Source organism: Mesorhizobium sp. LCM 4577 (assembly GCF_001854795.2).
GTDB lineage: Bacteria > Pseudomonadota > Alphaproteobacteria > Rhizobiales > Rhizobiaceae > Mesorhizobium > Mesorhizobium plurifarium.
Genome location: NZ_MDDU01000008.1, coordinates 124,382 through 147,837, shown reverse-complemented (window position 1 = coordinate 147,837; position 23,456 = coordinate 124,382). Strand labels below are relative to the sequence as shown.

Below are 23,456 nucleotides of genomic sequence, written 5' to 3'. Positions count from 1 at the left end.
GTCCCGCCAGCGTCAGAAAGGATTGCAGCCAGTGACCGATCTCCCCGTCCTCTCCCCCGTCGAAGCCCGCGTGCTGGGCTCGCTGATCGAGAAGAAGGAACTGACGCCGGACGTCTATCCGCTGACGCTCAATGGCGCGCATCAGGCCGCCAACCAGAAGACGGCGCGCGAGCCGGTGATGGCGTTGGAGCTGACCGAGGTTCGGCGGGCGCTGAGCACGCTCGAGCAGAAAGGTCTGGTGCGCCAGGCCTTCGCCTCGCGGGTCGAGCGTTACGAGCATCTGATGGCGCAGCGCTTTTCGCTGACCACGCCGCAGATCGCGGTGATCGGGCTTTTGCTGCTGCGCGGCGCGCAGACGGCGCATGAATTGCTGGCGCGTTCAGAGCGCATGGCGCGCTTCGCCTCGATCGAGGAGCTGCGCGACAATCTCGATTTGATGATCGGGCGGAGGCCGCCGCTGATCCAACTGCTCGAACGCGCGCCCGGACAGCGCGAGGAGCGCTATGTGCATTTGCTGAGCGGGCCGGTGGAAGCGGCAGTGGCGGCGCCTTGGCAGCCGCCAGCGGTAGCTGTGGATTCCGGACTTGAGGCGCGCGTCAAGGCGCTGGAGGAAGAGGTCGCCGCATTGCGGGCGAAGATCGAGGCGCTGGGCGGCTAGCGCTCACTAGAAGCGTTGGCGCGAGGCCCCCCTCTCTGTCCTGCCGGACATCTCCCCCTCAAGGGGGGAGATTGGCAGTTTCGGCGCCGGCGCTCCGCTGGCAATGTTGGCGATTAGCGAAAGCCGCAGTGACATCTGATCTCCCCCCTTGAGGGGGAGATGCCCGGCAGGGCAGAGAGGGGGGCGAAGGAATGCCTGCCGGCGGCTAGAAGGCGCCGTTACGCGAGCTTCGCATCCAGCGAGACGTTTATCGCCCCCAGCGCCTTCGACACCGGGCATTCGGCCTTGGCCTTCTCGGCCAGTTCCTTGAACTTCGCCGCGTCGATGCCGGGCACCTTGCCGACCAGGGTGATGGCGCTGCCGGTGATGCCCGTGCCCGGCACCAGCGTCACCACCGCCTTGGCGTCGAGCTCGGCGGCCGGTGTGCCGTTTTCGGCGAGGAAGTGCGACAGCTGCATGGCGTAGCAGCCGGCATGGGCGGCGGCGATCAGCTCTTCCGGATTGGTGCCGGACTTGCCGCTCTCGTCCTCGAAGCGCGCCTTGAACGAATAGGGCGTGCCCTTCAAGGTCCCGCTTTGCGTGTCCAGCGTGCCGTTGCCTTCCTTCAGATTGCCTTTCCAGACGGCGTTTGCAGTGCGGTCCATGGAGTCCTCCCTGTGTGTTCGGGGTTTCTCGCCGGCGGGCGCCGACGTCCTCGCAAACTATAGCGCGGGTGTAGCGGAAGGCCATCCTTGGCCTGGTATGATTGTGTTCCAGAAAACTCGCGAAAAAAAGCGCGTGCAAAAATGTCGACTTCCCGTCGGCCCGACCGTCCTGCGGGCGGCCACTCACGGCCGACGGAGATTAAGGATGGATAGTCTGTTTCTTGCGATCTGGGGAAGGCCGGGACGAAAAGGCGTGCGACTTGAAGAGTTCTGGCTGGATTCGCCGACGCTCGGCTTCGGTCGGCTGGCGGTGGCCATCGCCATCATCGGTGTCGCGGCATGCATACTCGATCATGCGGCGACGGCCAGCAGAACCGACACCGTCGCCTTCCATGGCGTGTCAACGAAAGGAAGCTCGAAATGAAATATGTCCTGCTGGTCTATGGCGAGGAAAAGAACCTCTATGCGCTGACCCCTGAGCGCGCGGCCAGGCTCGATGCCGACTCGCTCGGCTATGATCGGGAACTCGACCGGCAAGGCAAGCTGGTCATCGCGCAGGCGCTGCAGTCGGTGAAGACATCGAAATCGCTCAGGCGGCGCAAGGGCAAGGTACTGGTGACCGATGGACCGTTCGCCGAGACCAAGGAGCAGCTGCTCGGCTTCGTCATGATCGAGGCGGCCGACCTTGCCGAAGCGCTGAAGATTGCCGAAGGCATTCCGCTGGCCGAGCTCGGCACCGTCGAGATCAGGGCGATCTACGACATACCAGGGTCATGACGCCGTATAACGACGGCGTATATGGGATTTGTTCATCGTCGCGATTGTCGCTTGTTGAAGCGATGCCGCACTTCTCTTATCGTTGCTCGGATTTCGGGGGAATTCGRCATGCCTTTCCTGATCGCTTTGCTTGGCGTGCTCGGCGCGGCTGCCTTCTGGTGGTATCGGCTGAAGGCGATGAACGAGGCGGCGAACGAGGTCGCCGATGTCATCGGACGCGTGCAAGGTAACATTCGCCGGAAGAAGCTGCGCAAGCAGGCAGCACTTTCGCCATTGACCGCAATCGACGATCCGGTGGTAGCGGCCGCGACGCTGATCACCGCGATCGTTGCCGAGCATGGCCCGATCCTGCCGCAGCGCGAAGGCGTCATCCGCGAGGTGATCGCGCAGATCGCGGAAAATCCGAAGAAGACCGACGAGGCGGTCGTCTACGGCAAATGGGCCGCCGCGCAGATCGACGACGCGACCATCGTCATCGACACGCTGGCGCCGTTCCTGCGCGAGCGTCTCGATCCGCATGAGCGCGACGACCTGCTTAGGATGCTGAACCGCGTCGCTCAAGGCGGCGAGCAGAGCCTCAGGATCGCCGACCAGCGGATGCTGAGGCTGCGGCAGAAGCTGGGCTTCGAGGTGAACTGAATTGAAACAGCGACGATCGGATCGCCTGCCTTCGTGATTGGCCGAAAGCCCTCGCGCTCCGCCCGTGGATGACGATGTTTGAATGGCTTACGCCAATCGTTCAGATCGCCTCGCCCTTCAGCAGCCGTGGCGTGTCCCCCGACAGGCCCGAGGCCTGGCGGATGAAGAAATCCTTGAGCCTGGGCATGCGCTCGACCAGGCCGAGGCCGAGATCGCGCACGGCGCGCAGCGGGCCGATGTCGTTGGAGAACAGCCGGTTCAAGACGTCGGTGGTGACGCCCATCTGCAGCGTGTCGAAGCGGCGCCATTGCTGGTAGCGCTCGAGCACGTCGAGGGCGCCGATGTCCTGGCCGAGCCGGTCGGCCTCGACCACGACTTCGGCGAGCGCCGCCACATCCTTGAAGCCGAGATTGAGCCCCTGGCCGGCGATTGGGTGGATGCCGTGCGCGGCATCGCCGGCGAGCGCGATGCGCGGCGCGACGAAGGCCCTCGCCAGCGTCAGGCCGAGCGGCCAGGCGCGCGGCTTGTCGGCGACGCGGATTTCGCCGAGCTTCAGGCCGAAGCGCTGTTCCAGATCATGCTCGAAGACGAACTCGTCGCCCTCGACCAGCGCCTTGGCATCTTCCGTGCGCTCCACCCACACGATCGACGAGCGGTTGGTGCCGTCCTTGTCCGGCTTCAGCGGCAGCGTGGCGAAGGGGCCCGCAGGGAGGAAATGCTCCTCGGCGCGGCCGTTGTGCGGGCGCTCATGCGCCACCGTGCAGACGATGCCGGACTGGCCGTATTCCCATTTGACCGTCTTGATGCCGGCCATGTCGCGCAGCTTCGAATTGACGCCGTCGGCGGCAACAAGCAGCCGCGCCTTAAGCGTCGCGCCGTCCGCCAGATGCACGGTGATGCCGGCGCCGCTCGTGTCGAAGGCGCTGACCGCCATGCCCTCGATGATGTCGATGCCGAGCTTCTCGGCGCGCCGGCGCAGCGCGCCGTTGAGATCCCGGTTGGCGACCATGTGAGCGAAAGGCTCGCCCGGCGCCACCTCGCCGTCGAAGGTCAAAAACACCGGGCGCACCGGGTCGGCGGCGCGCGAGTCGGTGATGATCATCTCGGTGATCGCCTGCGCCTGCGGCGCGACCTCTTTCCAGACGCCGAGCTGTTCCAGCATGCGGCTCGCGGCCGCCGCGATGGCCGAGGCGCGGCCGTCTTTCTGCCAGACTCCGGCGGGGGCGGCGTCGACGACGGCGATGGCGAGGCCCGGCCTCGCCTGCTTCAGCGACACGGCCGCCGTGAGGCCGACATAGCCTGCGCCGGCGATGAGCACGTCGAGCGGCGTCTCGCGGCTTCCGTTCGCTTCCGCTTCCTTCGGCTTGCGGTCGACCATGGCATCATCCTTTCACGGCTTCGGCCGGTTGCCGTTTGCGGCCTTGACTGCCTGCGCGTCCTGTCCGAAACCGGCCATGGCACATCCTTGAAGGATTTCAAACATGACCGCGGCCATGGACGAGCTTCTCGACATTCTCGACCTCGAGCAGCTCGAACACAATCTGTATCGTGGTCGCAGCCCCAAGGTCGACTGGCAGCGCGTCTTTGGCGGCCAGACGATCGCGCAAGCGCTGGTCGCGGCGCAGCGCACCGTGGAGCCGGAACGCCATGTGCATTCGCTGCATGGCTATTTCATGCGGCCGGGCGACACCAAGCTGCCGATCGTCTACGAGGTCGACCGCATCCGCGACGGCGGCTCCTTCACCACGCGCCGGGTCGTGGCGATCCAGCATGGCCAGGCGATCTTCTCGCTGGAGGCGTCCTTCCARCAGGATGAGATCGGGCTCGAGCACCAGCTGCCGATGCCGCGCGACGTGCCGGCGCCCGACACGCTGCTCACCCAGCGCGAGCTGCTGGGAAAATTCGGCGAGGCGGTGCCGGAAGRCATCAGGCGCTACTGGGAGCGCGATCGTCCGATCGAGATGAAGCCGGTGATGCTGAAACACTATACGAGCCGCGAGAAGCTGGATCCGCAGCAGAATATCTGGATCCGGACCACCGGCCCGGTGCCTGAAAACCGCGCGACGCAAGCGGCCGTCCTTGCCTATCTTTCGGATATGACGCTGCTCGACACCTCGACCTTCGCGCATGGCCGCGCCATCTTCGACCGCGACATCCAGGCCGCCAGCCTCGACCACGCCATGTGGTTCCATCGCAGCCATTCGCTCGACGACTGGATCCTCTACAACCAGGACAGCCCGTCGACGCAAGGGTCGCGCGGCTTCACCCGCGGCTCGCTGTTCGCGCGCGACGGCACGCTGATCGCTTCGGTTGCCCAGGAAGGGCTCATCCGGCTCAAACGTTGAGCCGGCTTCCCGTATTTGCCTGCAAAACGCGCATTTTTGATTTTCTGCCTACTTTTTAGGCCGCGGTGCCTGCCGGCCCGTGYGCGAATGATGTGCACCGGCTGGCCATCCCCTTTGTTTACAATAGGTTAACACCCTGCTTCGGCAACTGGCACGGAGCTTGAATCCTGTCGAGCACTCTCCGGCTCCTCGGGATCGGTGAAGGTGTGCAAACGCGGGGGACCGCAACAGCAAAGGGTGAAACCTTATGAAAATCGTGATGGCAATCATCAAGCCGTTCAAGCTCGACGAGGTGCGCGAAGCGCTCACCGCCGTCGGCATCCAGGGCCTGACCGTCACCGAAGTCAAAGGCTACGGGCGTCAGAAGGGGCACACGGAAATCTATCGCGGCGCGGAATACGCGGTCAGCTTCCTGCCCAAGATCAAGATCGAGGTCGCCGTCGCGGTCGACATGGTCGACAAGGCCGTCGAAGCCATCACCGCGGCCGCCAAGACCGGCCAGATCGGCGACGGCAAGATCTTCGTCTTCGGCATCGACCAGGCGGTGCGCATCCGCACCGGCGAAACAGACACCGACGCGCTCTGAGCGGCGACCATCCATTCCAACGGAGAGTTCAATGAATATTCCTTCCACCTTGAAGACGACGGGACGCGCGGCCGCTTCGCTCGCGCTCGTGGCCATGAGCACCGTCGCCGCCATCGCGCAGGAGGCCGCCCCGGCAGCCACCGCTGCTGCGCCTGCCGCGCCGGCGCCCGCGCTTGATACCGGCAACACCGCCTGGATGCTGACCTCGACGGCGCTGGTGTTGATGATGACCATTCCGGGCCTGGCGCTGTTCTATGGCGGCATGGTGCGCAAGAAGAACGTGCTCGCCACCATCATGCAGAGCTTCGCCATCACCTGCCTGGTGACGGTGCTGTGGTTCATGTTCGGCTATTCGCTGGCCTTCTCCGACGGCGGCGCCACGAACGCCTATATCGGCGGCTTCACGAAATTCTTCCATCACGGCATCACCACCGCGACGCTGTGGGCGCCGGGCGTTGCGAACATCCCTGAATTCGTCTTCTCGATGTTCCAGATGACCTTTGCCATCATCACGCCGGCGCTGATCGCCGGCGCCTTCGCCGAGCGCATGAAGTTCTCGGCGCTCTTGATCTTCATGGGCCTGTGGCTGGTCTTCGTCTATGCGCCGATCGCGCACTGGGTGTGGGGCGGCGGCTTCCTTGGTTCGGCCGGCGTGCTCGACTTCGCCGGCGGCACGGTCGTCCACATCAACGCCGGTGTCGCGGGCCTGGTCTGCGCGCTGGTGCTCGGCAAGCGCGAGGGCTACGGCACCACCAACATGGCGCCGCACAACCTGGTCTACTCGGTGATCGGCGCCTCGCTGCTGTGGGTCGGCTGGTTCGGCTTCAACGCCGGTTCGGAACTGGCGGCTGACGGCCTCGCGGGCGCGGCCATGATGAACACGCAGGTCGCCACCGCCGCCGCGGCGCTGGCCTGGATGTTCGCCGAATGGATCGTCGCCAAGAAGCCTTCGGTCCTCGGCATCATCTCGGGCGCGGTCGCCGGCCTCGTCGCGGTGACGCCGGCTTCCGGCTTCGTCAACCCGACCGGCGCCTTCATCGTCGGCATCATTGCCGGCGTCGTCTGCTACCTGTCGGCGGTCAAGCTCAAGCATGCGTTCGGCTATGACGACTCGCTCGACGCCTTCGGCGTGCACGGCGTCGGCGGCGTGGTCGGCGCTTTGCTCACCGGCGCGCTCGCCGATCCGGCGATCAACGCGCTCGGCAAGGACGCCTCGGTCGGCAAGCAGCTCTACGGCATCGTCTTCACCATCCTGTGGACGGCGATCGCCACCTTCGTGATCCTTTACATCGTCAAGGCGCTGGTCGGCCTGCGTCCGTCGACCCAAGAGGAGGTCGAAGGCCTCGACGTCACCCAGCACGGCGAAGTGGTGCCGTAAGGCTCATTTCGCTCTCTGCTTCGGCGCAATTCCGGACCGGGACCGTTCGGAATTGCACCAAGGGCCGGCGGATCCTCCTCCCGCCGGCCCGGAATTTCCTCCCAAGATCCCGTCGTGACGCTCTCGAAAGGAGCTCACGCCTTGAGGCCCGGAAGAACCTTCCGGGCCTCCTTTTTTGTCGGGCGGCCATCCAAGCCTTCTCGATCACGTTCACTTGATCGCGTCGGTGTGAAACATCGGCCTTCCAGGTTCCGTACTGGGATAGCGACCGTCATCAAGGCGTTCGCCAAACAAAAGGGAAGGAACCACCTGATGAACATCAAGAATATCTTCCTGGGAGCAATGGCTCTTTCGATGATCAGCGGCGTTGCACTTGCCGGTGCTCTCGATGAGCCGGCCAACATGGCCCCGTTCTTCACCGACTCYAGCATGAAGACCATGAAGTCCGAGGCCGACTTCAAAGCGGCCTGGGCTTCGATGCCGAAGGACAAGCAGGACATGATGATGAAGGAATGCCAGGACGCGGCGATGAGCAAGCCTCACGCCGAGTTCTGCGCCAACCTGGTGACTTACGCCGGCAACAGGTGATTTGCGGCAGATCGGGTCCGGAAGGAGCCCGATCGTTTTGCTGTTTCAAGCAGGGATGGCGGGCCGCAAGGCCTGCCATCTTTGTTGGAGCCAATCCGGTAAAGACCCATGGTTAATGCGGCCTTAACCTTCCCCCCGATAGTCTGGCGTTCGAATCTGCCGGAATGCGCCATGCGCCCGGCCAGGCAACGATTACGGGGAAGAGCATGCGTTCAGGCGCCTCAGCACCGCTCGCGCTGACCGATACGGGGCACGGCATCCAGGCATTCGCGCGGCGCCAGGTCGGGCGGCTGGTCGGCGCCGGGCTGTTCCTGTTCACCGCCTTCGGCATCGCCGCCTTGGCCACATGGAACGTCGCCGACCCCAGCTTCTCGCACGCCACCAGCAATGTCGTCACCAATGCCATGGGTTATGCGGGCGCGGTGTTCTCCGACCTCGCCATGCAGTTTTTCGGTCTCGCCGCCGTAGCGGGGCTGGTGCCGGCGGTGATCTGGGGCTTCCTCCTGTTTTCCGCGCGCGGCGTCGACAAATTGCCGAAGCGCGGCTTCGCCTGGTTCGGCTTCGCGCTTTTGGCCGCGGCCATCGCCGGCTGCGTGACGCCGCCCAACACCTGGCCGCTGCCGACCGGGCTCGGCGGCGTGTTCGGCGACATGGTGCTGAAAATCCCGGGTATCGCCGTCGGCGGTTACCCGAAAGGCCTTTTCGCGACGATCATCGCGGTCATCCTCGCCGCGCCGACCTTCTGGCTGTTCGCCTATGGCTCGGCGCTGATCGCGCGCAAGAACGGCTTTGCCGTCATGGAACGCGCCGCCCAACCCGATCCGCGCGAGCAGGACGAGATGCTGTTCGAGGAGGATGAGGACGAGGGCGACGAGGGGATACTCGCGCTCGGCGCCGTCACCCATTGGTGGCTGTCGTTCCGCGCCTTCCTGCACCGCCGCGCCGAGCGGCGCAGGCGCGAGCGCGACGAGTTCGAACCGCCGATGGAGCCTAAGGCCAGCGCCTGGCGGCGGGCCGCCGAACGCGTCGAATCGGCCGAGTTCGCCGAAAGCCGGATGAGTCCGGGCGGCCGCGCCCGCGTCGAGCCGGAATTCTTCGCCGCCATGGTCAACGACCGCAGCGCCTCGGTCGATCCGGCCGACCAGGATATATTCGACGACGAGCAGGACGAAGACGTCGACCTTGACGACTTCGACGACGAAGCGCCTGTCCAGCGTCGCGGCGCTGGCGCCAAGGTGCAGAATTTCCGCTCCGATGCCGCGACCCGCGTCGCCGCGCCGGCGGCGCGCCCCGTGCCGGGCGCGCGCATCCAGCGCGAGGCCCAGACCTCGCTGATCGGTTCCGACACGTTCGAGATGCCGTCGCTGCACTTCCTGTCCGAGCCGAAGAACATCGCAAAGGATGCGAGCCTTTCGAAGGACGCGCTGGAGCAGAATGCGCGCTTGCTCGAGGGCGTGCTGGAGGATTTCGGCGTCAAGGGCGAGATCATCCATGTCCGCCCCGGCCCGGTCGTCACGCTTTACGAATTGGAGCCGGCGCCAGGCATCAAGTCGTCGCGCGTCATCGGTCTTTCCGACGACATCGCCMGCTCGATGAGCGCGATCGCCTGCCGCGTCGCCGTCGTGCCCGGCCGCAACGCCATCGGCATCGAATTGCCCAACGCCAAGCGCGAGACGGTCTATCTGCGCGAGATCATGGCCAGCCGCGACTTCGAGACGACCAAGATGAAGCTGGCGCTGGCGCTCGGCAAAAGCATCAATGGCGAGGCTGTCATCGTCGACATCGCCAAGATGCCGCACGTTCTGGTCGCCGGCACCACCGGCTCGGGTAAGTCGGTCGCCATCAACACCATGATCCTGTCGCTGCTCTACCGGATGACGCCGCAGGAATGCCGGCTGATCATGATCGACCCGAAGATGCTGGAGCTCTCCGTCTATGACGGCATCCCGCATCTTTTGACGCCGGTCGTCACCGATCCCAAGAAGGCGGTTGTCGCGCTGAAATRGACCGTGCGCGAGATGGAGGACCGCTACCGCAAGATGTCCAAGGTCGGCGTGCGCAACATCGACGGCTTCAACGCGCGCGTGCAGCTGGCCGAGAAGAAGGGCGAGAAGATCTCGCGCACGGTGCAGACAGGCTTCGACCGCCAGACCGGCGAGGCGATCTACGAGACCGAGGATCTCGATCTCGAGCCGATGCCCTATATCGTGGTCATCATCGACGAGATGGCCGACCTGATGATGGTGGCCGGCAAGGATATCGAAGGCGCGGTGCAGCGCCTGGCCCAGATGGCGCGCGCGGCCGGCATCCATGTCATCATGGCCACGCAGCGCCCGTCGGTCGACGTCATCACCGGCACCATCAAGGCCAATTTCCCGACCCGCATCTCCTTCCAGGTGACGTCCAAGATCGACAGCCGCACCATTCTCGGCGAGCAGGGCGCCGAGCAGCTGCTCGGCATGGGCGACATGCTCTATATGGCTGGCGGCGGCCGCATCCAGCGCGTGCACGGCCCGTTCGTCTCGGACGACGAGGTTGAGAAGGTCGTCGGGCACCTCAAGCTGCAGGGCGTGCCGGAATATCTCGACGCCATCACCGAAGACGACGAGGAAGACGACGAGGACGGTCCGTCGGGCAAGGGCGGCTCCAGCGGCGGTGGCGGCGGCAATTTCGAGGATTCCGACGATCCTTACGACCAGGCGGTGGCGGTGGTGCTGCGCGACGGCAAGGCCTCGACCAGCTACATCCAGCGCAGGCTCGGCATCGGTTACAACCGCGCCGCCTCGATCATCGAGAAGATGGAGAAGGAGGGCATTGTCGGTCCAGCCAACCATGCCGGCAAACGCGAGATTCTGGTCCCAACGGAAGAGGACAAATTCTAGGTCTGTCGACATTCAGGTGAGGCCGGCCGGACCTGAAGCCCGACAAGCCCCTGGCCCGGCAAGACGCCGGTCCGGGCCGGCAGGCAACCGGAAATCGTCTGGCGCGTTCATGCGACGGAGCTGTCGCGCATCCGCCAAACTTAGGCCCCAGTGGGAGTCCAGAAACTGCGGCGACACGAATCACAGGAAGTGACCGGCATGAAGACCCAGACCGAATTCGCCCTCACCCGCCGCCAGCTTCTCGGCCTCGGCCTGATGCTTGGCGGAGCCGCCGCGCTCAACCTCGTGCCGGGCTACCAGCTCGTGGCCGCCGCGCAGGCCGCGGTGCCGCCGGCGGCGCAGAAGATCGCCGATCATTTCTCCTCGGTGAAGTCGATGAGCGGCGAGTTCGTCCAGTTCGGGCCGAAAGGCGAGCAGACCGGCGGCAAGTTCTTCCTCGAGCGCCCCGGCAAGATCCGCTTCAACTATGACGGCTCCTCGAACTTCCGCGTCATCTCCGACGGCAAGTCGGTGGTGATCCTCAACAAGAAGCTCAACACCTCCGACCTCTACCCGCTGTCGAAGACGCCGCTGAAGCTGCTGCTCGATGATCGGATCGACCTCTCCGGCGGGCGCGTCAAGGCGGTCAAGGAAGAAGACGACCTCACCACCATCAAGCTGTCCGACAAGTCGGTGTTCGGCAATGCGATGATCACCATGATGTTCGACCCGAAGACCTACGATCTGCGGCAGTGGACGATCACCGATGCGCAAGGCAAGGACACCACGGTGATGATCTTCAACACCAAGGAAGGCGTCAGCTTCCCGCCCGACACGTTCGCGATCGACTACACGGCGAACAGAGAGCTGAACACGAGAACGCGCTAAAACCGCTAACTTGGCGGGCTGGTCAGTAGCTTCGTCATCCTAGGGCGAAGCGACGCGGAGCGGAGCGGAGACCCTAGGATCCATGCCGTTGCGCTTGCCGAGGAACGATGCGGTGCAGAAGAACACTATTCTGTGCCGGCGTTCGGTGCTGAGGTCTGCACCGTTGCAGCGCTCGCACGTCACGGCATGGATTCCAGGGTCTGCGCGCGTCGGTTCGCTCCTTGCTCCGCCCTGGAATGACGAAGTTGAGAAGGCTTTGTCCAATCTCGAAGGCTTGCGCCATGCTTCGGCTTGTCTTCGCCCGCGCTCACTGGCACTAGTGCGGCGACTTTTGCCGTCCGGACTCGCCGCATGCCTTTCACCATCGCCACCTGGAACATCAACTCCGTGCGCCTGCGCATGCCGATCGTCGAGCGGCTGTTGAAAGAGCATGCGCCCGACGTGCTCTGCCTGCAGGAGACCAAGGTTCCCGACGAGCTCTTCCCGGAAAAGGCCTTCCGCAAGGCGGGCTACGAGCACATCCTGTTCCATGGCCAGAAGGGCTATCACGGCGTCGCCACCGTCGCACGCCGGCCGATCGAGTTGGTGGAAAAGCGGCGTTTCTGCGAGATCGACGACAGCCGGCATCTGTCGGTCAGGGTGCAGGCGGGCGGCAAATCGGTGCTGGTGCATAATTTCTACGTGCCGGCCGGCGGCGATGAGCCGGATCCGGAGATCAACCGCAAATTCCGGCACAAGCTCGATTTCGTCCATGAGATGAACGGCGTGCCGGCGAGCGGGGACGAATCGTCCGCGTCGATCCTGGTCGGCGACCTGAACATCGCGCCGCAGGAGCATGACGTCTGGTCGCACAAGCAATTGCTCAACGTCGTCAGCCACACGCCGGTCGAGACGACAAATTTCGAGGCGATGCGCGAGGCCGGCGGCTGGGTCGACCTGATGCGGCTCAACGTGCCGGCCGAGCAGAAGCTCTACACTTGGTGGAGCTATCGCGCGAAGGATTGGGAAGCGTCGAACCGCGGCCGCCGCCTCGACCATGTCTGGTCCTCCGCCAACCTGGTGCCGGCTTTCAAAGGCTACGAGATCCTGCAGGCGGCGCGCGGCTGGGAAAAGCCGTCCGACCATGTGCCGGTGATCGCGAAATTTGACTTGGACTGACGCGGCGGCGGAGAGGGCGGCGCACGCCTCTCAGGTCGTCATCCACGGGCTTCGCTCCTTGCTCCGCCCTGGAATGACGAAGTCGCGATTGCGCGTTTCGTCGAGTCCTACCCCGTAAAGCGCGGCGCCAGTTCCTCGATACGGGCGATCATCTGCTGGAATTCCTCCAGGATGCGCTCATGCAACAGAACTGCGATCTCCGGGTATTCTTCCAGGATTCGGTGGAACATCTTGCGGCTCAGCCGGATCACTTCCGAATCGACCGCGGCGGAGGCGCTGGTCAGCCGGTTGGTGTCGGCGATCAGCGCCAGTTCGCTCAGCATGGTGCCCGGGCCCGCCGTGCCGATCGGGACGCGTTCGCCGCCTAGCTCCCGATAGAGCGTGATCAAGCCGGTGACCACGATGTAGGCCGAGTCGGCGACGTCGTCCTCGCGGTAGAGCTTATGGTCGGCCTGCAGCACCGTGGTCTCGGCGCCGAAGGCGAGCAGGCGCAATTGTTCCTGCGTGAAGCCCTGGAAAAGCTTCACGCTGGACAGGATGAGGATGTCATCATCCAGCGCCATCCTAGCTGTGTCCCCGAGCGGTCAGTCCAGTCCCTCCTTTGGAGCGGCGCGCCCTTCTGGGCACGCGAGAAACGCTCCGCCATGCATCCTGCGATGCGTGCAACGAGCCGATCCATCACCCTCCAGCACCAGGATCGTACCCGAAGCGGTCCCGCCCGACCGCTCTCAACTCTTTTGGCTCAATTCCGGACGGAAGGCTACGGCGAAGCCGCCGAGCCCAACCGTTTCACACTTTTCCTGGAATTGTTCCAGATCATGAAATGTTTAAGGAACCAGCTTGTAGCCGCCGCTTTCTGTCACAAGAATTTCGGCATTGGAAGGATCGCGCTCGATCTTCTGGCGCAACCGGTAGACATGGGTCTCCAGCGTGTGCGTGGTGACGCCGGAATTGTAGCCCCAGACCTCTTCCAACAGCACGTCTCGCGTCACCACCTTCTGGTCGGCGCGGTAGAGATATTTGATGATCGAGGCTTCCTTCTCGGTCAGCCGCACCTTGGCGCCGCGAGGGTCGATCAGCAGCTTCTGGCTGGGCTTGAACGTGTAAGGACCGACCGAAAAGGTCGCATCCTCGCTCTGCTCATGCTGGCGAAGCTGGGCGCGGATGCGCGCGAGCAGCACGGCGAAGCGGAAGGGCTTGGTCACATAATCGTTGGCGCCGGCCTCGAGACCCAGGATCGTGTCGGAATCGGTGTCGTGACCGGTCAGCATGATGATCGGCGCCTTGTAGCCGCCCTTGCGCAGGATCTTCACCGCCTCGCGGCCGTCCATATCGGGCAGGCCGACATCCATGATGAGCAGGTCGACAACGCCGCCACGCGCGGCGGCAACGCCTTTTGCGGCGGTCGATTCCTGCTGGACGTCGAATTCTTCGTAAAGCGCCAGCTGCTCGACCAGGGTGGCGCGCAGGTCGTCGTCGTCATCGACGATCAGGATGGTGCGTGATGTCATGGATATCAATCCGTTGTTTTAAAAAGAATATTCAGTTGACCTCCCCCCATTTATGCGGAAGCTCACCGGCGCAACAGCCGATCACAGTGATTTGTTCCGTGACACGATCATACAAGAAAAAACGCGCTCGCAATGCGGCGGGCGCATTTTTGCCGAAAGGCCTGGGCGTTTTGGTGGTGCGCGCGCGCCCCGGCAACCCCGCGCAAGGCTTCCTGCAAGCCGGCAAAACGGTGTTTCCCTGTGCGCTGGGGCGCAGCGGCATCACCGCCAACAAGCATGAAGGGGACGGCGCGACGCCGCTGGCGTCGATGCGCATCCTGTCGGGCTATTTCCGGGGCGATCATTTTCCGGGCGGTCGCCGGACGAGGCTGCCGATGGCGCCGATCGGTCCGGATCTCGGCTGGTGCGAGGTGCCGGACGACCGCAACTACAACCGTCCGGTGAAGATCCCCTATGGCGCGAGCCATGAGCGGATGAAGCGCGACGACCGGCTCTACGATGTCTGCCTGGTGCTCGACTGGAACATCGCGCCGCGCCGGCGCGGGCGCGGCAGCGCGATCTTCTTCCATCTGGCGCGGCCGGGCTTCACGCCGACCCAAGGCTGCGTGGCGGTGACGGCGCGGACCATGGCGAGGCTGCTTCCGTTGCTGTCGGATCGGACGGTGGTGAAGGTAATCAGGTAGGCAGTAGGCAGTAGGCAGTAGGTGTCTTGGAGTCTCCTTCCCTATTGCCTAATCCCTAATCCCTACCGTCTCGGCTGCTGCCAACCGGTACCGAGCAGCCCGATCTCGCGAAGCTCTCGATCCATCGTCTTCGAGATATCCCGGCGCTCGGCGCCGATGTCGCGCAGCTGGCTGTCGGAGAGGTCTTCGACCGATTCGTGTGGCAGCCGGGCGGCGACGCGAGCCTGGTGCAGCCAATCGCGCGCCGAACGCAGCCAAACGGTCAGGCCCGAGGGCGATTCCAGGGGGGTGCAGGGTTTCAGGGCGATCTCAGACATGGCTTTATCCCGTGTTCTCCGGATATCAAATCCAGTTTTATGGTGTTTCGATGAGGCCATGATGCCGGATTGAAAAACAAACGGGAAACGAGTAGTTCTTTTCTGATCGTCAAGTTTTATTTGGAGATCGTATGTCCAAGCTGCTGCCGGGAACACGCGCGCTCCGGACGTTCGAGGCGGCCGCCAGGCATCTCAACTTCACCCGCGCCGCCGACGAGCTCGGCCTGACGCCGGCGGCGGTCAGCCATCAGATCAAGGAAATCGAGGACCAGCTCGATCTGGTGCTGTTCACGCGCACCAGCCGTACCATCCGGCTGACGGAGGCGGGCAACTTGCTGCTGGAGGCCTCGGTCGATGCGCTCGACCTGCTCAACCGCGCCGTCAGCCGCGCCCGAAAGATGACCCGCGGCACGGCGCTGCTGAAGGTGACGCTCGACGCACAGTTCGCGACGAAGTGGCTGATGCGGCGCGTCGACGATTTCCGCCGGCAGAAGCCCGGCGTCGAGCTGCGTTTCGACATCACCTACGACGTCAGGGATTTCGAGCGCGACGATGTCGATGTCGGCATCCGCTTCGGCACCGGCAAATATCCGGGGATCATCGCGCATCGGCTGTTCGAGAACATCATCATCCCGGTCTGCAGCCCGGCGCTGCTCGCCTCAGGTCCGCCGCTGAAGGAGCCGCGCGACCTCTTCAACCATACGCTCGCGCATATCGAATGGTCGCGGCAGGGCGTGACCTGGCCGAACTGGAGCATGTGGATGCACGCCGCCGGCGTCGACGATTTCGACGACAGCCGCACGCTGGTCTTCGGGTCCTCGACCGATGCCACCCAGGCGGCGCTCGACGGCAATGCGGTGGCGCTCGCCGACTTTGCCATGGTGGCCAACGATCTCTCGCAAGGGCGCCTGGTGCGGCCCTTCGAGCTCGGCATCAAGGTCGCCCCGGAATTCGCCTATTTCCTGGTCTATCCCGAGGCCGTGAAAGACGACGCGCGCGTCGTGGCCTTTCGCGAATGGCTTATAGAGGAGGCGGCGAAGACGCCGACGTGATGGCGACTTAACCCGCTGGCGCCGCGGGCGCGCCGAACCAGCCGATGATGGCGCCGATGATCAGCATCGCTCCCAGCCAATGGCCGGCATCGATCAGCGTCAGGGCCCAGCCGAAACCTTCATAGCGGTGGTTGACGGCAAGCGTCGTGGCGATGAAGCCCAGCCAAAGCACGAAGCCGAACAGCAATCCCGCTATAAGGTTCGGCTCGCCGCCGGTTATGGCGCCGACCACCAGCGTCAGCACCAGCGCCATGATCAGCTCGGCGATGAAGCTCACGACGAACGGAACGGCCGAGCGCTTCATTGTGGCCGGGTCGAGCTTGGCCGCCTTCAGCCAGGGCTTGCTCAGGCTCATGTACCAGGCGGCGCCGAACAACCATGCGACAACGGCGGCGACAATCACCGCCAGCCAGTTCACGACCGAAAAATCCATGCTTTCCCCTCCGGATCGAAATGCGATGGAACGCTTGTTCGCCTGTCGCGTCAAGCAAGGCGCCAGACGGTCGTACGCTTGACGTCGGCATCCTCCAGCACGCGCGTCACCGGAACCTGATAGACGGCAAGCGATTGCAGCCCGGTCTTCGGCAGGTAGGCGCGGCCGGGATCGCCGACGAGGATCTCGGCGCCGCGCGCCTTCAGGGACCCGAACCAGGGCAGCAGCCTGTCGGCGAAAGCTTTGTCGTAGAAGACGTCGCCGGCAAGCACGACGTCCCAGCCACCGTCGGTGCCGATGCAATCCGTGCCGAGGAATTGCGCTTCAGCGCCATTGGCTTCGAGGTTGATGGCGATCGCCGTCTCGCAGAACGGGTCGATGTCGGCGGCGATCACCTGCTTCGCGCCCGCTTTCATCGCGGCGATGGCGACGAGGCCCGAGCCGGAGGCGAAGTCGAGCACGCGCCTGTCGCGTACGGTCCCCGGGTGGTCGAGCACATAGCGGGCGAGACCCTGGCCGCCGGCCCAGGCAAAGGCCCAGAAGGGCGGCGGCAGGCCGATCTCGGCCAGCTCCTCCTCGGTGCGCAGCCAAAGGTCATGCGCCTCGTCGGCGAGGTGCAGAAGCACTTCCGGCACATGCGGCGGCGCCATCAGCGCCGTGTTGTCGAGGATGAAGGTCTTCGCGGTTTTCGGCGTCAGTCGTTTCACGGCGCCGGGTTGAGTTCGGCCATGCGGCAGACCTCTTTCCATTCGGCCGGCGTCACCGGCTGCACGGAAAGCCGGCCGAGCCGGACCAGCGCCATCTCCGCGAGCTTGGGGTTGGCCTTGACCTGTTCCAGCGTCACCGGCTTCGGCACGTCCTTGTAGGCGCGGATGTCGACGCATTCCCAGCGCGGGTCGTCGGTGGTGGTGTCGGGGTGCGCCAGCGCGCAGACCTCGGCGATGCCGACGATGTCGAGCCCCTCATTGGAATGGTAGAAGAAGCCGAGATCGCCGATCTGCATCGCCTTCATGTTGTTGCGGGCGGCGTAGTTGCGCACGCCGTCCCATTGCGTGCCGGCCTTGCCCTTGGCTTTCAGCGCCTCGAAGGAAAAGACCGAGGGCTCGGACTTGAACAGCCAGTAATTCATATCGTTTGTCCCATCGCTTTGCCGCCACGCATGGCGTTGCCGTCTATGCTTACTCTCTCGCCGCCGTTGCGGCGAGAGCAGCGAACGATCATGCGTCGGCGGGTTTCTGGAAGACCCAGTTCCACGGCCGGATCTGCACGCTTTCGAACAGGCCGGCCTTGGCGTAGGGGTCGGCCGCGGCGAGCTCCTGGGCGCCGGCCATGTCCGGCGCCTCGATCATCACCAGGCTGCCGTCCGGCTTGCCGTCGGCGTCGAGGAAGGGACCGGCAAAGGCAAGCCTGCCTTCGCTGATCAGGCCTTCCAGGAAGGCCGCATGCGCCGGCCGCGTGTCGACGCGCAGCTGCAGGCTGCCGGGCTTGTCCTTGCAAATCAACGCAAACAGCATTTTTCAACTCCGATGGTTCAGATGTCGGTTTCGGTTTTGAGCGGGCGTGTCATCAGCGCGGTCACCGCCTGGCCGATGGTCACCTTGCCGTCGAGGATGGCGGCGACGGCCGAGATGATCGGCGCCTCGATGCCGCGCTCGGCGGCGATGCGGGCGGCGATGCCCGCCGTCGGCACGCCTTCGGCCAGCGGCAGGCCGGCAAGCGGCTTGCCCTGGCCGAGCGCCAGGCCATAGGCGAAATTGCGCGACTGCGCCGAGGAGCAGGTGAGCAAGAGGTCGCCGAGGCCGGAAAGCCCCATCAGGGTTTCCGGTTTCGCGCCGAAGGCGGCGCCGATGCGGCGCAGTTCGACGAAGCCGCGCGTCACCATGGCGGCCTGGGCGCTGGCGCCGAGGCCGGCGCCGGTGATCGCGCCGGCGGCGATGGCGAAGACGTTCTTCAGCGCGCCGCCGATCTCGACGCCGATCAGGTCGTCGCTGGAATAGCAGCGCAGGTTCTCGGCCGAGAAGCGGGCGGCAAGCTCGGCCGCCAGTTCCGCATCGCGGGCGGCGACCACGACGGCGGTCGGCAGGCCGCGCGCGACGTCGCTGGCGAAGCTCGGACCGGAGAGCGCCGCGACCGGATTTCCCGGCAGGCTTTCCTCGACGATCGCCGACAGCAGCGCGCCGGTGTCGCGTTCGATGCCCTTGGCGCAGAGCACCAGCGGCACGCCTGCAGGAACGTGGCTTCGCGCGCCGGCGAGCACAGCGCGCAGCGATTGCGCCGGCGTCACGGCGAGCACGCAGTCGGCGCCGTCGAGCGCCTCGGCCATATCGCCGGTGGCCGCGATGCCGGGCTCGATCCTGATGCCGGGCAAATAGCGCGGGTTCTCGCCGCGGGCGATGGCGGCGACGGTTTCGGAGTCGCGCGCATAGAGCCGGACATCATGGCCGGCGCGCAGCATGGCCAGCGCCAGCGCCGTGCCCCAGGCGCCGCCGCCCAGCACCGCGACGCGCCAGCCGCTGCCCGGCTTCCTGCCGCTCGCCCCCTTCGCGCTCATGCCTTGGCACCGCGCCGGCCCGAGCCGACCAAAGGCGTCGAAACGCTGTCGAGCGGCCAGCGCGAGCGCGGCACGAAGTCGGCGGCGTTTTCGTCGGCGATGCCGGCGCGCAGCCGCTCGACGCCGGCCCAGGCGATCATCGCCGCGTTGTCGGTGCAGAGCTTTTGCGGTGGCGCCACGAAGGCGAAGCCGGCTTTGGAACAAAGCGCTTCAAGCGTCGCCTTGACGGTGCGGTTGGCGGCGACGCCGCCGGCGACGACCAGCGCCGGCTTTGCCTGGCGCGGGAATTCCTGGCGGAAGCGGGCAAGGGCGCGGCCGACACGATCGCCCAGCGCGTCCGCCACCGCCGCCTGGAAGGAGGCACAGATGTCGGCGACGTCCTGGTCGCTCAGCGGCGCGATCGCGGTTGCCGCCTGGCGCACCGCCGTCTTCAGGCCGGAGAAGGAGAAGTCGGGCTGCGCCGAGCCCTTCATCGGACGCGGGAAGGCAAAGCGGTTCGCATCGCCACTGGCCGCGGCCTTCTCGACATTCGGGCCGCCGGGATAGGGCAGGCCGAGCATCTTGGCCGTCTTGTCGAAGGCTTCGCCCAGCGCATCGTCGATCGTGGTCGCCCAGCGCTGATAGTCGCCGACGCCGCGCACCGCGACGATCTGGGTGTGACCGCCGGAAACGAGCAGGAGGAGGTAGGGGAAGTCGAGCCCATCGGTCAGCCGCGCCGTCAGCGCGTGGCCTTCGAGGTGGTTGATGGCGATCAGCGGCTTGTTGGCGGCGGCGGCGATCGCCTTGGCCGTCATCAGGCCGACGATCAGCCCGCCGACCAGTCCGGGACCAGCGGTGGCGGCGATGGCGTCGACCTCGTCGAGCGATACGGATGAATCGGCGAGCGCTGCCTCGACGATGCCGTCCAGCGCCTCGACATGGGCGCGCGCGGCGATCTCCGGCACGACCCCGCCGAAGGCCGCGTGCTCCTCGATCTGGCTGAGCACGATGTTGGACAGGATTTCGGGCGCGGAAGCGCCGTCCAGCGCCACCACGCTGGCCGCCGTCTCGTCGCAGCTCGTCTCAATGCCCAGAACGCGGATCAATTGGTCGCTAGCCTCAAAGATTGTATCACCGGCCAATCCCAATTAGGAAAAGGCCCGGCAGACCTCAAGCTGCCCGGGGGTTATCACGGACCGCGCGCCATGCAAACTTTGAAAATCGGAACACGCGGCAGCCCGTTGGCGCTGGCCCAGGCGCATGAGACGCGGGCGCGGCTGATGCAGGCGCATGGCCTGCCAGAGCAGGCGTTCGAGGTGGTGCCGATCTCGACCAGCGGCGACCGCATCCAGGACCGGCCGCTCTCGGAAGCCGGCGGCAAGGGCCTATTCACCAAGGAAATCGAGGAAGCGCTGCTCGATGGCCGCATCGACATCGCGGTGCATTCGTCGAAGGATATGCCGACGGTGCTGCCCGACGGGCTGGAGCTTATCACGTTCCTGCCGCGCGAGGACGCCCGCGACGCTTTCATCGGCAAGAAGGTGAAGCGGATCGTCGACTTGCCGCGCGGTGCGGTGGTCGGGTCGTCGTCGCTGCGGCGCCAGGCGCTGCTTCGCCGCATGCGGCCGGATTTCGAGGTGGTGATCTTCCGCGGGAATGTGCAGACCAGGCTGCGCAAGCTCGACGAAGGCGTTGCCGAGGGCACGATCCTCGCCTATGCCGGGCTGAAGCGACTCGGGCTCGAACATGTCGTCACAGACCTGATGCCGCTCGAGGATTTTCCGCCGGCGCCGGGGCAAGGCGCGATCGGCATCGAAGCGCGCATCGGCGACCGCGACGTCGAGAGGATGCTGGCGGCGATCCATCATGTGCCGACCGGCCAGGCGCTCACCTGCGAGCGCGCCTTCCTTGCCGCGCTCGACGGCTCGTGCCGCACGCCGATCGCCGGCCATGCGACGGTAGCGGGCGAAAAACTGTCCTTTGACGGGCTGATCATCTCGCCCGACGGCACCGAATCGCATGAGGTCCGGCTGGAGGGCGAGGCCGCGGACGCGGCGGAGATAGGACTGGACGCCGCGCGCAGGGTTCGCGCCAGGGCCGGCGCTAAGTTCTTCGACGGCTGGGCCTGACATGGTCCGCATCCTGGTGACGAGGCCGGAGCCCGGCGCGTCGCGCACGGCACGACGCCTCGAAACACAGGGATTCCAGCCGGTCCTGCTGCCGCTGACCGTAACGAGCGCCTTGCCTGTCGAAGCGAGCATCGGCGGCGATGCCGTGGCGGTTGCTGTCACCAGCGCCAATGCGGTGCGGCATGCACCGAAAGCGCTGGTCGCGGCGCTTGCGCGCCTGCCTTGCCACGCGGTCGGGAAAAGGACGGCCGAAGCCTGCCGCGCGGCGGGATTTCTCGCCGTCATGGAGGGGCCTGGCGACGCCGAGGCGCTGGCAGATGTGATCGCCGGCGGCCTTGCCGGTAAGGCAATCGTCTATCTGTGCGGCCGCGTTCGCTTCCCGGTGTTCGAGCATCGGCTGAGTGCGGCGGGCCTGCATGTCCAGGCAATCGAGACCTACGACACAACGGCGATCGACTATGGCGACGCCGATGTGGTCGCCCGTCTGTCGGGCCGGCCGGTGGGGGCGGCGCTGCTCTATTCGGCCAAGGCCAGCTTGGCGCTGGTCAGCCTGATTAAGCGGCCAACGCTAAGGCATCTCTTTGAAAAAACGGAATTCCTGGCGCTCTCGGCCCGGATCGCCGAACCGCTGGATGGGGTTGCCGGTCACAGGGTCCGCATCGCCGCCAAACCCGAGGAAGACGCGCTGCTGGCGCTTTTGTCGCTGCCCGGTTGAGCCGCGTCATCACACCGCCCCTTTTCACCGCTTGGTGATGTGCTAGAGCATCCTGACGCTCTGGACCCATTGATCAGCCATTTTGCGGAGCCCAAGCATGGTCAAGACGCCGAAGATGCGACATTCGAAGAGCCGGCGCGAGCCGGTGACCATCGAACTCGAGCCCGGCGCCGTCTCGCGAATCACCGACGAGGATGCCGCGAAGGCCAAGGCGGCCCAGACCGATGAGGCGAAGGCGGAAGAGGCCGCCGCCGCTTCCCAACCGGAGGCGCCGGAAGAGCCGATCCATGCCGAGCAGGCCGATATCGAGCCGTGGGAGCATAGCGACGCCGCGCAGGCGACATCCGACAAGCCCGAGGTCGGCAAGGATGAGCCGGAAAAGCCTTACCCCGGCGGTTCCGATGCGCCGAAAAGCCAGCACCAGGGCTTCGACTACAATTTCGAGGATGCGTCCGCGCCCGGCGCCGGCGCCTCGGCAGCGAAACCAAGCGACACGAGCAGCGAGGATCGCATGCCGCAGCCACYGCGCAGAACCGGTGTCAACGCCATTGCCGCGGGCGTCGTCGGCGGCGTGATCGCGCTTGCCGGCGCCGGCCTGCTGCAGGCGGTCGGGCTGATTGGCGCGCCGGGATCGAACGGCGGTTCGCTCGACGGCGTCAATGGCGAGATCGCTTCGCTGAAAAGCGAAATCGCGGCGTTGAAGGAAAGCGGCGACACCGGCGTGTCGGCCAAGGTCGACGGCCTTTCCTCGGCGCTCGCGCAGGTCAAGGCCGATGTCGCGGCGCTGAAATCCACCGCAGGACAGGGCGGCGACGGCGCCGCGCTGAAGGCGCTCGGCGACAAGGTCGGCCAGATCGAGGCCACCGTTGCCGAGCTGCAGAAGAACGGCAATGCCGCGCCCGTCGATCTTGGGCCGCTCAATGAGAAGATCGCCGGGCTCGACGCGTTGGTGAAATCGACCGGCGACGCGGCCAAGGCCGTGGACGGCCGGGTGGCGGCGCTTGAGCAGTCCGTGTCGCAGCTTTCCGGCAAGGTCGAGGCGCAGGCCTCGCAGCCGAAGATCGCTTTGGCCATTGCCGCCTCGGCGCTGAAGTCGGCGCTCGACCGCGGCGCGCCTTTTGCGACCGAGCTCGACACGTTCGCGGCGATCGCGCCGGACGCGCCGGAGCTTGCGGCGCTGCGCTCCTATGCCGAAAAGGGCGTGCCGACCCGCGCCACCATCGCGTCGGAGGCCGATGCCGCGGCCAACGCCATGGTCGAGGCGGCAAGGCCGGTCGACCAGAATGCCGGCTTCTTCCAGAGCCTGGTGTCGAGCGCGGAATCGCTGATCAAGGTGCGGCCGGTCGGCACTGTCGAAGGCAAGGGCGCTCCGGAAACCGTCGCCCGCATGGAAGTGGCGGTCAACCAGGGCGACTATGCCAAGGCGCTCAGCGAATACGACACGCTGCCCGACGCGGCAAAGGCGGCCGGCGCGGAGTTTGCCGGCAAACTGAAGGCGCGGCTGGAGGTTGAAAAGCAGCTCGAAGCGCTGATTGCCGGCGCGACGAAGGCATAAGGAGACAAG

27 protein-coding genes are annotated in these 23,456 nt (G+C 65.5%); 16 read left to right on the top strand and 11 right to left on the bottom strand.

The annotated features are described in order from the left end of the window. Positions 1 to 22 precede the first annotated feature (22 nt). Entirely contained in the window at positions 23 to 658 is a 636-nt protein-coding gene (locus tag LCM4577_RS13015) for a YceH family protein (protein WP_071071528.1), read from the top strand. 218 nt (positions 659 to 876) lie between these two features. On the opposite strand, the gene LCM4577_RS13010 is transcribed toward LCM4577_RS13015, so the two are convergent. Next, positions 877 to 1,302 (bottom strand): OsmC family protein, encoded by a 426-nt coding sequence (locus LCM4577_RS13010; protein ID WP_071071526.1) that lies wholly within the window; start codon positions 1,300 to 1,302, stop codon positions 877 to 879. Between the two features lie 205 nt (positions 1,303 to 1,507). On the opposite strand from LCM4577_RS13010, the gene LCM4577_RS13005 reads away from it, so the two are divergent. The 3 genes from LCM4577_RS13005 (at position 1,508) to LCM4577_RS12995 (ending at position 2,718) form a co-directional block, all read left to right on the top strand. Then, positions 1,508 to 1,726 (top strand): hypothetical protein, encoded by a 219-nt coding sequence (locus LCM4577_RS13005; RefSeq protein WP_071071524.1) that lies wholly within the window; start codon positions 1,508 to 1,510, stop codon positions 1,724 to 1,726. Continuing rightward, a complete protein-coding gene (locus LCM4577_RS13000; protein ID WP_040991435.1) occupies positions 1,723 to 2,079 on the top strand; it encodes a YciI family protein in 357 nt (118 codons plus the stop codon). Before LCM4577_RS13005 ends, LCM4577_RS13000 begins: the two co-directional genes overlap by 4 nt. Positions 2,080 to 2,187: 108 nt before the next feature. After that, on the top strand, positions 2,188 to 2,718 hold the full coding sequence (locus LCM4577_RS12995) for a hypothetical protein (protein WP_071071522.1): 531 nt from the start codon (positions 2,188 to 2,190) through the stop codon (positions 2,716 to 2,718). A gap of 100 nt (positions 2,719 to 2,818) precedes the next feature. Here the strand turns inward: LCM4577_RS12995 and LCM4577_RS12990 are convergent, their stop codons facing one another. Next, complete coding sequence (locus LCM4577_RS12990; RefSeq protein WP_071034237.1) at positions 2,819 to 4,096, bottom strand: ubiquinone biosynthesis hydroxylase; 1,278 nt, start codon at positions 4,094 to 4,096, stop codon at positions 2,819 to 2,821. 103 nt (positions 4,097 to 4,199) lie between these two features. Between LCM4577_RS12990 and tesB the strand changes: the two genes are divergently transcribed. The 7 genes from tesB (at position 4,200) to xth (ending at position 12,522) form a co-directional block, all read left to right on the top strand. Next, positions 4,200 to 5,063 carry an acyl-CoA thioesterase II gene (gene tesB / locus LCM4577_RS12985; protein ID WP_071071520.1) on the top strand — a complete coding sequence of 288 codons (864 nt, stop codon included), beginning with the start codon at positions 4,200 to 4,202 and terminating at the stop codon, positions 5,061 to 5,063. 247 nt (positions 5,064 to 5,310) lie between these two features. Continuing rightward, a complete protein-coding gene (locus LCM4577_RS12980) occupies positions 5,311 to 5,649 on the top strand; it encodes a P-II family nitrogen regulator (RefSeq protein ID WP_023679755.1) in 339 nt (112 codons plus the stop codon). A 49-nt stretch (positions 5,650 to 5,698) separates the two neighbouring features. Next, the gene (locus LCM4577_RS12975; protein ID WP_371410046.1) at positions 5,699 to 7,027 is read left to right on the top strand and encodes an ammonium transporter; all 1,329 of its coding nucleotides are present in this window, start codon (positions 5,699 to 5,701) and stop codon (positions 7,025 to 7,027) included. 312 nt (positions 7,028 to 7,339) lie between these two features. Then, a complete protein-coding gene (locus tag LCM4577_RS12970) occupies positions 7,340 to 7,615 on the top strand; it encodes a hypothetical protein (RefSeq protein ID WP_041002938.1) in 276 nt (91 codons plus the stop codon). A 206-nt stretch (positions 7,616 to 7,821) separates the two neighbouring features. Further along, positions 7,822 to 10,497 carry a DNA translocase FtsK gene (locus LCM4577_RS12965; protein WP_071071518.1) on the top strand — a complete coding sequence of 892 codons (2,676 nt, stop codon included), beginning with the start codon at positions 7,822 to 7,824 and terminating at the stop codon, positions 10,495 to 10,497. A 198-nt stretch (positions 10,498 to 10,695) separates the two neighbouring features. Further along, positions 10,696 to 11,364, top strand: a complete 669-nt coding sequence (locus tag LCM4577_RS12960) for an outer-membrane lipoprotein carrier protein LolA (RefSeq protein WP_040991441.1) — start codon at positions 10,696 to 10,698, stop codon at positions 11,362 to 11,364. 351 nt (positions 11,365 to 11,715) lie between these two features. Further along, complete coding sequence (gene xth / locus LCM4577_RS12955) at positions 11,716 to 12,522, top strand: exodeoxyribonuclease III (protein ID WP_041002936.1); 807 nt, start codon at positions 11,716 to 11,718, stop codon at positions 12,520 to 12,522. A gap of 107 nt (positions 12,523 to 12,629) precedes the next feature. Here xth and LCM4577_RS12950 read toward each other — a convergent pair whose 3' ends face one another. Further along, positions 12,630 to 13,085, bottom strand: coding sequence for a Crp/Fnr family transcriptional regulator (locus LCM4577_RS12950; RefSeq protein ID WP_071071516.1), 456 nt, complete (start codon positions 13,083 to 13,085; stop codon positions 12,630 to 12,632). A 264-nt stretch (positions 13,086 to 13,349) separates the two neighbouring features. After that, entirely contained in the window at positions 13,350 to 14,033 is a 684-nt protein-coding gene (locus LCM4577_RS12945; RefSeq protein ID WP_040991447.1) for a response regulator transcription factor, read from the bottom strand. 176 nt (positions 14,034 to 14,209) lie between these two features. On the opposite strand from LCM4577_RS12945, the gene LCM4577_RS12940 reads away from it, so the two are divergent. Further along, the gene (locus LCM4577_RS12940; protein ID WP_244508308.1) at positions 14,210 to 14,716 is read left to right on the top strand and encodes a L,D-transpeptidase; all 507 of its coding nucleotides are present in this window, start codon (positions 14,210 to 14,212) and stop codon (positions 14,714 to 14,716) included. A gap of 62 nt (positions 14,717 to 14,778) precedes the next feature. On the opposite strand, the gene LCM4577_RS12935 is transcribed toward LCM4577_RS12940, so the two are convergent. Then, positions 14,779 to 15,033, bottom strand: coding sequence for a hypothetical protein (locus tag LCM4577_RS12935; protein WP_071034252.1), 255 nt, complete (start codon positions 15,031 to 15,033; stop codon positions 14,779 to 14,781). Positions 15,034 to 15,164: 131 nt separating this feature from the next. Between LCM4577_RS12935 and gcvA the strand changes: the two genes are divergently transcribed. Next, entirely contained in the window at positions 15,165 to 16,085 is a 921-nt protein-coding gene (gene gcvA, locus LCM4577_RS12930) for a transcriptional regulator GcvA (protein WP_041002930.1), read from the top strand. Positions 16,086 to 16,092: 7 nt separating this feature from the next. On the opposite strand, the gene LCM4577_RS12925 is transcribed toward gcvA, so the two are convergent. From LCM4577_RS12925 to tsaD, 6 genes are all read right to left on the bottom strand, one after another. After that, a complete protein-coding gene (locus LCM4577_RS12925; protein ID WP_071034254.1) occupies positions 16,093 to 16,518 on the bottom strand; it encodes a DUF1761 domain-containing protein in 426 nt (141 codons plus the stop codon). Between the two features lie 50 nt (positions 16,519 to 16,568). Continuing rightward, entirely contained in the window at positions 16,569 to 17,267 is a 699-nt protein-coding gene (locus LCM4577_RS12920; protein WP_071034256.1) for a methyltransferase, read from the bottom strand. Further along, positions 17,222 to 17,647 (bottom strand): EVE domain-containing protein, encoded by a 426-nt coding sequence (locus LCM4577_RS12915; RefSeq protein WP_071071512.1) that lies wholly within the window; start codon positions 17,645 to 17,647, stop codon positions 17,222 to 17,224. Before LCM4577_RS12915 ends, LCM4577_RS12920 begins: the two co-directional genes overlap by 46 nt. Before the next feature lie 88 nt (positions 17,648 to 17,735). Beyond that, complete coding sequence (locus LCM4577_RS12910; protein ID WP_071034260.1) at positions 17,736 to 18,032, bottom strand: YciI-like protein; 297 nt, start codon at positions 18,030 to 18,032, stop codon at positions 17,736 to 17,738. Positions 18,033 to 18,049: 17 nt separating this feature from the next. Continuing rightward, positions 18,050 to 19,069: an NAD(P)H-dependent glycerol-3-phosphate dehydrogenase gene (locus LCM4577_RS12905; protein WP_071071510.1), complete on the bottom strand. Its 1,020-nt coding sequence runs from the start codon at positions 19,067 to 19,069 to the stop codon at positions 18,050 to 18,052. Continuing rightward, positions 19,066 to 20,151: a tRNA (adenosine(37)-N6)-threonylcarbamoyltransferase complex transferase subunit TsaD gene (gene tsaD, locus LCM4577_RS12900; RefSeq protein WP_198541040.1), complete on the bottom strand. Its 1,086-nt coding sequence runs from the start codon at positions 20,149 to 20,151 to the stop codon at positions 19,066 to 19,068. Before tsaD ends, LCM4577_RS12905 begins: the two co-directional genes overlap by 4 nt. Before the next feature lie 102 nt (positions 20,152 to 20,253). On the opposite strand from tsaD, the gene hemC reads away from it, so the two are divergent. The 3 genes from hemC (at position 20,254) to LCM4577_RS12885 (ending at position 23,447) form a co-directional block, all read left to right on the top strand. Next, the gene (gene hemC, locus LCM4577_RS12895; protein ID WP_041011032.1) at positions 20,254 to 21,177 is read left to right on the top strand and encodes a hydroxymethylbilane synthase; all 924 of its coding nucleotides are present in this window, start codon (positions 20,254 to 20,256) and stop codon (positions 21,175 to 21,177) included. A 1-nt stretch (position 21,178) separates the two neighbouring features. After that, positions 21,179 to 21,892, top strand: a complete 714-nt coding sequence (locus tag LCM4577_RS12890) for a uroporphyrinogen-III synthase (RefSeq protein WP_071034267.1) — start codon at positions 21,179 to 21,181, stop codon at positions 21,890 to 21,892. Positions 21,893 to 21,989: 97 nt separating this feature from the next. Further along, the gene (locus tag LCM4577_RS12885) at positions 21,990 to 23,447 is read left to right on the top strand and encodes a COG4223 family protein (RefSeq protein WP_071071507.1); all 1,458 of its coding nucleotides are present in this window, start codon (positions 21,990 to 21,992) and stop codon (positions 23,445 to 23,447) included. Positions 23,448 to 23,456 lie beyond the last annotated feature (9 nt).

Bases quoted from the DNA above. Each gene is read 5' to 3' on its own strand.
- LCM4577_RS13005 (WP_071071524.1), top strand. From the start codon at position 1,508: ATGGATAGTCTGTTTCTTGCGATCTGGGGAAGGCCGGGACGAAAAGGC.
- xth (WP_041002936.1), top strand. From the start codon at position 11,716: ATGCCTTTCACCATCGCCACCTGGAACATCAACTCCGTGCGCCTGCGC.
- LCM4577_RS13000 (WP_040991435.1), top strand. From the start codon at position 1,723: ATGAAATATGTCCTGCTGGTCTATGGCGAGGAAAAGAACCTCTATGCG.
- LCM4577_RS13010 (WP_071071526.1), bottom strand. From the start codon at position 1,302: ATGGACCGCACTGCAAACGCCGTCTGGAAAGGCAATCTGAAGGAAGGC.
- LCM4577_RS12920 (WP_071034256.1), bottom strand. From the start codon at position 17,267: ATGGAAAGAGGTCTGCCGCATGGCCGAACTCAACCCGGCGCCGTGAAA.
- LCM4577_RS12905 (WP_071071510.1), bottom strand. From the start codon at position 19,069: ATGAGCGCGAAGGGGGCGAGCGGCAGGAAGCCGGGCAGCGGCTGGCGC.
- LCM4577_RS12995 (WP_071071522.1), top strand. From the start codon at position 2,188: ATGCCTTTCCTGATCGCTTTGCTTGGCGTGCTCGGCGCGGCTGCCTTC.
- LCM4577_RS12935 (WP_071034252.1), bottom strand. From the start codon at position 15,033: ATGTCTGAGATCGCCCTGAAACCCTGCACCCCCCTGGAATCGCCCTCG.
- LCM4577_RS12950 (WP_071071516.1), bottom strand. From the start codon at position 13,085: ATGGCGCTGGATGATGACATCCTCATCCTGTCCAGCGTGAAGCTTTTC.
- LCM4577_RS12910 (WP_071034260.1), bottom strand. From the start codon at position 18,032: ATGCTGTTTGCGTTGATTTGCAAGGACAAGCCCGGCAGCCTGCAGCTG.
- LCM4577_RS12990 (WP_071034237.1), bottom strand. From the start codon at position 4,096: ATGGTCGACCGCAAGCCGAAGGAAGCGGAAGCGAACGGAAGCCGCGAG.
- LCM4577_RS12960 (WP_040991441.1), top strand. From the start codon at position 10,696: ATGAAGACCCAGACCGAATTCGCCCTCACCCGCCGCCAGCTTCTCGGC.
- LCM4577_RS12945 (WP_040991447.1), bottom strand. From the start codon at position 14,033: ATGACATCACGCACCATCCTGATCGTCGATGACGACGACGACCTGCGC.
- hemC (WP_041011032.1), top strand. From the start codon at position 20,254: ATGCAAACTTTGAAAATCGGAACACGCGGCAGCCCGTTGGCGCTGGCC.
- LCM4577_RS12915 (WP_071071512.1), bottom strand. From the start codon at position 17,647: ATGAATTACTGGCTGTTCAAGTCCGAGCCCTCGGTCTTTTCCTTCGAG.
- LCM4577_RS12890 (WP_071034267.1), top strand. From the start codon at position 21,179: ATGGTCCGCATCCTGGTGACGAGGCCGGAGCCCGGCGCGTCGCGCACG.
- LCM4577_RS12925 (WP_071034254.1), bottom strand. From the start codon at position 16,518: ATGGATTTTTCGGTCGTGAACTGGCTGGCGGTGATTGTCGCCGCCGTT.
- LCM4577_RS12980 (WP_023679755.1), top strand. From the start codon at position 5,311: ATGAAAATCGTGATGGCAATCATCAAGCCGTTCAAGCTCGACGAGGTG.
- gcvA (WP_041002930.1), top strand. From the start codon at position 15,165: ATGTCCAAGCTGCTGCCGGGAACACGCGCGCTCCGGACGTTCGAGGCG.